5 protein-coding genes and 1 pseudogene (1 of these 6 running past the window's edge) are annotated in these 6346 nt (G+C 53.5%); 4 read left to right on the top strand and 2 right to left on the bottom strand.

Annotated features, from left to right (window positions below; all coding sequences use genetic code 11):
* The 4 genes from INT22_RS12385 to zigA form a co-directional block, all read left to right on the top strand.
* Positions 1 to 828 (top strand): helix-turn-helix domain-containing protein (locus INT22_RS12385; RefSeq protein WP_193068300.1); only part of this gene is annotated, 828 nt, incomplete at its 5' end.
* A gap of 72 nt (positions 829 to 900) precedes the next feature.
* Complete coding sequence (locus INT22_RS12380; protein WP_193068299.1) at positions 901 to 1515, top strand: class I SAM-dependent methyltransferase; 615 nt, start codon at positions 901 to 903, stop codon at positions 1513 to 1515.
* Between the two features lie 121 nt (positions 1516 to 1636).
* Positions 1637 to 1912: a TIGR03643 family protein gene (locus INT22_RS12375; RefSeq protein WP_193068298.1), complete on the top strand. Its 276-nt coding sequence runs from the start codon at positions 1637 to 1639 to the stop codon at positions 1910 to 1912.
* Positions 1913 to 2038: 126 nt separating this feature from the next.
* Entirely contained in the window at positions 2039 to 3265 is a 1227-nt protein-coding gene (gene zigA, locus INT22_RS12370) for a zinc metallochaperone GTPase ZigA (protein ID WP_193068297.1), read from the top strand.
* Between the two features lie 4 nt (positions 3266 to 3269).
* Here zigA and INT22_RS12365 read toward each other — a convergent pair whose 3' ends face one another.
* Positions 3270 to 5279 carry a RecQ family ATP-dependent DNA helicase gene (locus INT22_RS12365; protein ID WP_193068296.1) on the bottom strand — a complete coding sequence of 670 codons (2010 nt, stop codon included), beginning with the start codon at positions 5277 to 5279 and terminating at the stop codon, positions 3270 to 3272.
* 79 nt (positions 5280 to 5358) lie between these two features.
* Positions 5359 to 6346: pseudogene (locus tag INT22_RS12360) on the bottom strand (SulP family inorganic anion transporter); it runs 768 nt beyond the window's last position.

The following is a 6346-nucleotide window of genomic DNA, read 5'->3' as shown; positions in this document are numbered from 1 at the left end:
GGCCGCTTTTATGGGCGACTAGATGAAATTGAGTTACCCGCCATGCAGGTGTTTAAAGAACATACCGGGCAAGCGCTGCGACAAGACTGCCGAGTGTGGGCTGACTCTCTCTGGCTGGGCATCCCCACTCAGGCACCAGGGTCACGAATTAATGGGCAGGCGCTGGAAGAACATGAGGTGATGTGTCACCCCGGCGGTCGTGATTTTGAGCTGGTAACCCCCGAGGCGTTTGATATCTATGGACTAGTGATACGTATGCCGTTATTACAGGCTGCCGCCCAGCGACAGGGGGTGATACTTGATCATGAGTGGCAAGATTCACCCCGCCGCCGGGTAGCGCCTGAAACTCTGCATGCTGTGTCTTTTTTACTTGAACGCTTACTCTCAAATCAACAAGGCCCCATCGCTGAAAACGTTCATCAAGATATTTTGCTAACAGGCCTAATGGAAGTATTAAAAGCCAACCAAACAAGCCATGAATTGCCTCCCAGCTATCCTCATCGAAAAGCAGTGGTTGACCGGGTGAAGCGCTATGTTGATGAGCACCTGGAAGGTCCAGTCACCATGGAAACGTTATGCGAGCTAACTCATGTCAGTAGGCGTACGCTGCAATACAGTTTTACGTCTATCCTGGGTATTAGTCCGCTGCAGTTTTTACGTTTAACGCGGCTGAATAGAGTACGTCGTGCTCTGCGCAGCGCAGAGCCCCACCAAACAGTGACTGAAATTGCCACCTACTGGGGCTTTTGGCATTTGGGGCAATTTGCTCATGACTACAAGCAACAGTTTGGCGAAAGCCCTTCGCAGACGTTAAACGCGATTCATTGAGCGTGCGCGGCATCCCTTTCGAGGTAAAGATCTTTTGTCGAGGCAACGATCCTATATCGAGGTAGAGACCCTATGGTAAATACCACCGCCTGGAATCGCTTGCGCTATAGCATTTACGCACCAATCTATGATCTGGTGGCGACTAAAGCGTTTCGTAAACCCCGCAGAAGTGCGCTTAACCAAGTTGACTGGGAACCCGGCATGCGAGTGCTGCTGGTGGGTGCAGGCACCGGCTTAGACCTGCCTTATTTACCGCGCGAATTAGAAATCCATTTAACCGACCTAACCCCCGCGATGGTGACGCGAGCCCGTGAGCGAGCGGAACATGCGCAACGTGACGTGGTATGTCGTGTAATGGATGCTGCTGCACTGGACTACCCAGATGAGCATTTTGACGTCGTTGTGATGCATCTTATTTTGGCGGTGATGCCCAATCCTGAACAGGGACTAGCCGAAGCGCACCGGGTACTGAAAAACGACGGGCAGCTCTGTGTTATGGATAAATTTCAACCCGACACCCACATTGCTGGTCCAAGTCGGCGAGCACTGAACGTCATTACTTCATTGATCGCGACCGACATCACCCGCCAGGCAACGCCACTGCTTCAACAAGCAGGCTTCAACATCCGCCGCGACGAACCCGTATTGATGAATGGCCTTTTTCGCGCACTTCTAGCAATAAAGTAAACTGTTCTCACAACTGCACATCTCCTCAAAATACCAGTACATACGAAACAACAACGTCCAATACTGGTACAATTAATAGCCACCCGTTACTTGCACGCTTCATCAATATGTAAGGTGACCAATGCCTAAAGCAGCTGTGAAACGCTTCCGTCGTTTACCCGAAGAAGAGCAGTCCCGCGTGATTGAAATGGCTTGGGAAGATCGCACTCCGTTTGAAGCGATCGACACTCTGTTTGGCCTAGGCGAGCCGGACGTCATAGAGGTAATGCGCCACCAGCTTAAGCCAGACTCGTTTCGACTGTGGCGCAAGCGTGTTACTGGTCGTACGACGAAGCATACGGCTTTGCGATCGCCGGATATTTTGCGTGGCTACTGCCCAACGCAATATAAGCGCTAATCACCATTTGCAACGAAAAATCAGAGGATGCCATTTTCTAGTAGGTCTTTTTAATCGCCGAATAAATGTTATATTATCACATAACACAACACCGTTTATAAAAACCCGCTTAGAGGTGCATTCACAATGACCGTGTTTTCTCCCCTGCCCGTCACCGTGCTTTCAGGATTTCTAGGTGCAGGTAAAACCACCGTACTCAATCATATTTTGGCTAACCGCGAAGGTCGTCGCGTCGCGGTGATTGTCAACGATATGAGCGAGGTCAATATCGACGGTGCATTAGTGCGTGGCGGCCCTGGCGAGTCCACGTTAGATGGCGAGGTAGCGCTGAACCGTTCTGAAGAGCGGTTAGTAGAAATGAGCAACGGCTGCATTTGCTGCACGCTGCGTGAAGATTTGCTAGAAGAAGTTAGCCAACTGGCCAGAGAAGGTAAATTTGATTACTTGGTGATTGAGTCCACTGGGATTTCCGAACCGCTACCAGTGGCGGAAACCTTCACCTTTGAAGATGAAAGCGGCCAGAGCCTTTCCCACGTTGCACGCCTTGATACGCTGGTCACTGTTGTCGATGGAGCCAACTTTCTTGAGCAGTACCGCGAAGCGCAGAGCCTCGCTGAAGCGGGCGAAAGCTTAGGTGACGACGACGAACGTAACGTCGCGGACCTGCTGGTCGACCAGATCGAGTTTTGTGATGTATTACTGATCAGTAAAACGGATCTGATCAATAAAAAAGAGCTTGATGCGCTAACGGCGATTCTGCGCTCACTAAACCCTGATGCAGAGCTGGTGCCCATCACTCAAGGTGGCGTGCCGCTAGAGAAGGTGCTTGATACTGGCAAGTTCAATTTTGAGCGCGCCCAGCAAGCGCCTGGTTGGCTAAAAGAGATGCGTGGCGAGCATGTACCAGAAACCGAAGAGTACGGTATTGGCAGCTTTGCCTACCACGCTCGCCGCCCTTTCCACCCGCAGAAATTCCACGCTTTACTCAATGAAGGGTGGTTTGGTAAAGGGCTGCTACGCTCGAAAGGCTTTTTCTGGCTTGCTACTCGGCCTCGCTTCGCAGGCCAATGGAGCCAAGCAGGTGGTATTGCTCATCACGGCCCAGCGGGCGTGTTCTGGAAAGCTATCCCCGAAGCTAACTGGCCGGAAGATCCTGAAACTCGCCAGTTCATTATGGAAAAGTGGCAGGAGCCGTTTGGCGACATGCGCCAGGAGCTGGTGTTTATCGGCCAGAACTTGGACCAAGCCAAGATGCGTGATGCACTAGACGCCTGCCTGCTAAGCGAAGCTGAGCTATTACAAGGTATGGAAGCCTGGAAGCAGCTCCCCGATCCGTTCCCCGCTTGGGAGTAATGCTTTAACTGCCGGAGCTAGCTAAACAGCGCTCCGCCCACTGCCGCACTTCAGGGTAGGCACGCTGCTCAAAGACCGCGAAGCCGTTAAGGCCGCGGGCTTTGAGTGGGGTAAAAATCGGCATGGTTAAACCGCATAAGAAGTGCGCCAACCGCTGGGCGTTGGGCGGCTGGCCGAACTGTTCGGTGTGGCGTTCAATCAGCGGTGTGGCATAGCGGATAAAATCATTCTCAGACAGCGCGGTTAATGGCGTCGCATCCGGTAGCCGAACCGGGTTGCCGTAGCATACCGAACAGTGGCCACAGCGGCCCTGCTCGGTATCAAGTGGCCCATCAAAGGTGGTATCCCCAAAATGCTCAGCTAACCGCCGAGTCAGGCAGCTTTGCGACTCAAACAGTGCCAGCATGGAGTGCAACCGTTCAATTTCGATTCGCTCCCGATGTAAGCATTCATTAAACAACTGGCTCGCCACCGCCTCGACCGAAAATTCCGGCTGACAAATTTCATACACATCGGTCATGCGTTTACCTTCCAGGGTCAGCCAGCCTTTATCTTGGAAATATTCAAGCGCGGTAATGACGCGGGCACGGGAAGCATCAATTTGCTGTGCCTGCCCAGCCTGATGCAGTCGCTCAAAATCCACCGTCCCCCAAGTACGAGCAATAGCAATATTGTCGATTAACAAACGTACAAAGGCCGCCCGCTCTCCTTCAAAGCGCCCCACCAAGGCAGTAGGCTCAATGTGGTAGCGCAACCGATACTCGGCTAAGAACGCAAAGCGCGGCGCAATAATGCCGTGCATTTCCAGCCGCACCAGTAGCGTTTTAAGTGGCAGCAGGCGGATATTGTTATCTCGGGAAAGTGTATTGAGCAGCACTTCCCACTGGCGATCTGGCGCTTGACCGGCTGATGAAATTTCTTCCAGTAAGCGCAAAATACCCGCGTACTCAGGCGTGTCGCCATAAACGAAGTTCTCCAGCACCCGCAGACCATCGCGTCCGGCAATGGTTAAACAGGTGGAAGGCAGTCCATCGCGCCCTGCCCGACCAATTTCCTGACTGTAATTCTCAATCGATTTAGGTAGGTCAAAGTGCACAACGTTGCGGATATTGCCTTTATCAATCCCCATACCAAAGGCAATGGTAGCCACAATGCAGGGCGATTCGCCGTTCATAAACTGGCGCTGAATGTCGTCGCGGCGGGCTGAATCCAGCCCCGCATGGTACGCCTGGGCAGTAATCCCCTGGGCGGCCAGCGCACTTGCCACCTGCTCGGCAGTTTGCTGCAAGGTGACGTAAATAATCGTAGGCGCTTCGTTGCCAGGCGGCATTTGTGGCATAAGCCAATCAATCAGCTGTTGCTGACGATTTTCCATGGCGGGCACCACCAGAAGCTCTAAGTTAGCGCGATAAAAGCCAGTGGTAATGACATTTTTCGGTACGATTGAGAACTTCTCACGCATATCAGCGATAACCGCTGGCGTGGCCGTGGCAGTCAGTAGCAACACCTGGGGAATAGCAAACTCACGCTGATAATCGGGCAGTTTAAGGTAATCGGGGCGGAAGTTATGTCCCCACTCAGAGAGACAGTGCGCTTCATCAACCACTAGCAGCGATATTTGAACCTGGCGTAGAAAGTGCCGAAAGCGCTCGTTCTTAAGCCGCTCCACCGACACCATGAGGATTTTCAGCTCACCGTTTTTGGCGCGCCCCATCACATCACGGGTCGTAGCGCGATCTTGGGTGGAATCAATACTGGCGGCTGCAACACCATGGCGTGCCAAGAAAGCGAGCTGATCCTGCATTAGTGCCAGCAGCGGCGATACCACCAGCGTCAGGTGTGGAAGATGAAGTGCAGGCAACTGATAACAGAGTGACTTCCCCGCCCCGGTGGCAAAAATCGCCGCCGTGGAGTGCCCCTCCAACACTCTGGACACCACCGCCTGCTGGCCGCCGCGAAAATCATCAAATCCGAATACTGCCTTCAGCGTCTGCTGCGGTGATAGCGAGGTCATGGCCGTTCCCTGGAGTGTCGTCAATACGTTAGGGCTAAGCTAACGCGTTCACGTCATTTTCTCCAATCAACGGCGACCATTAAGTGCAGGGGTGCGGCTTTTCATTCTGTGCGGGGAGAGCCAGCGCCTGCCAAGCCTCAAAGGTGGTAAAAAACACCTGCCCTGTTAGCTCGCGGTAAAGCGCTGTGTTGGTTAAGCGATCCATCACCGGGCCTTTCACTTCCGCCAAGTGCAGCATTGCGCCAGCATCTTTTAACCGGCCGTTAATAGCTTCTAAGCTTTCAAGCGCGGACGCATCAATCACATTCACCGCCTGGCAGGTCAATACAATATGTTTTAACGAAGGGGAACGAGCAGCCAGCGCCATCACGGTATCTTCTAAGTAGCGAGCGTTAGCAAAGTAAAGGCTTTCATCAATGCGCAGCATGGCCACATGCTGATCGGTTTCGACTTCATGGCGCTTCACGTTGCGGAAATGTTCGGTGCCCGGCACCCGCCCCACCACGGCACTATGGGGCTGGCTGGTGCGGTACAGGTGCAGCCCTAGTGACAGCACCACACCGCTGATAATTCCGACCTCGACACTGTGCAGCAGGGTGAGAAGCAAGGTCGTCACCATTGCCACGCCGTCGCTGCGGGAGTATTGCCAAGTGCGCTTTATTGCGGGCAGATCAATCAATGTGCCCACGGCGACGATAATAGTAGCGGCCAATGTCGCCGTCGGCAGAAAGGCCAGCAGACCCGTGAGCAACAGCGTAGAAAGCACAATACCTAAGGCGGTAAATGCCCCGGCCAACGGCGTTGCCGCGCCCGCTTCAAAGTTCACTACCGAGCGTGAAAACCCACCTGAAACCGGCGAACCACCGCTGACGCCAGCGCTCAAATTGGCCATCCCAAGAGCGATGAGTTCTTGATTAGGATCGATACGCTGGCGGCGCTTAGCCGCCAGGGTTTGCGCCACGGATACCGATTCTACAAAGCCCACCAAACTGATCAATAAAGCGGCAGGTAGCAGGCCAAGCCATAGCGACTGATCTAGGCTAGGCAGCGTAATGGCAGGCAAGCCG

Source organism: Halomonas sp. 3D7M, from assembly GCF_014897885.1.
Taxonomy (GTDB): domain Bacteria; phylum Pseudomonadota; class Gammaproteobacteria; order Pseudomonadales; family Halomonadaceae; genus Vreelandella.
The sequence above is the reverse complement of the archived record's forward strand: the minus strand, read 5'-3'. Positions and strand labels throughout refer to the sequence as shown.

Coding starts and splice junctions, on each gene's coding strand:
- zigA (WP_193068297.1), top strand. CDS start 2,039: ATGACCGTGTTTTCTCCCCTGCCCGTCACCGTGCTTTCAGGATTTCTA.
- INT22_RS12365 (WP_193068296.1), bottom strand. CDS start 5,279: ATGACCTCGCTATCACCGCAGCAGACGCTGAAGGCAGTATTCGGATTT.
- INT22_RS12380 (WP_193068299.1), top strand. CDS start 901: ATGGTAAATACCACCGCCTGGAATCGCTTGCGCTATAGCATTTACGCA.
- INT22_RS12375 (WP_193068298.1), top strand. CDS start 1,637: ATGCCTAAAGCAGCTGTGAAACGCTTCCGTCGTTTACCCGAAGAAGAG.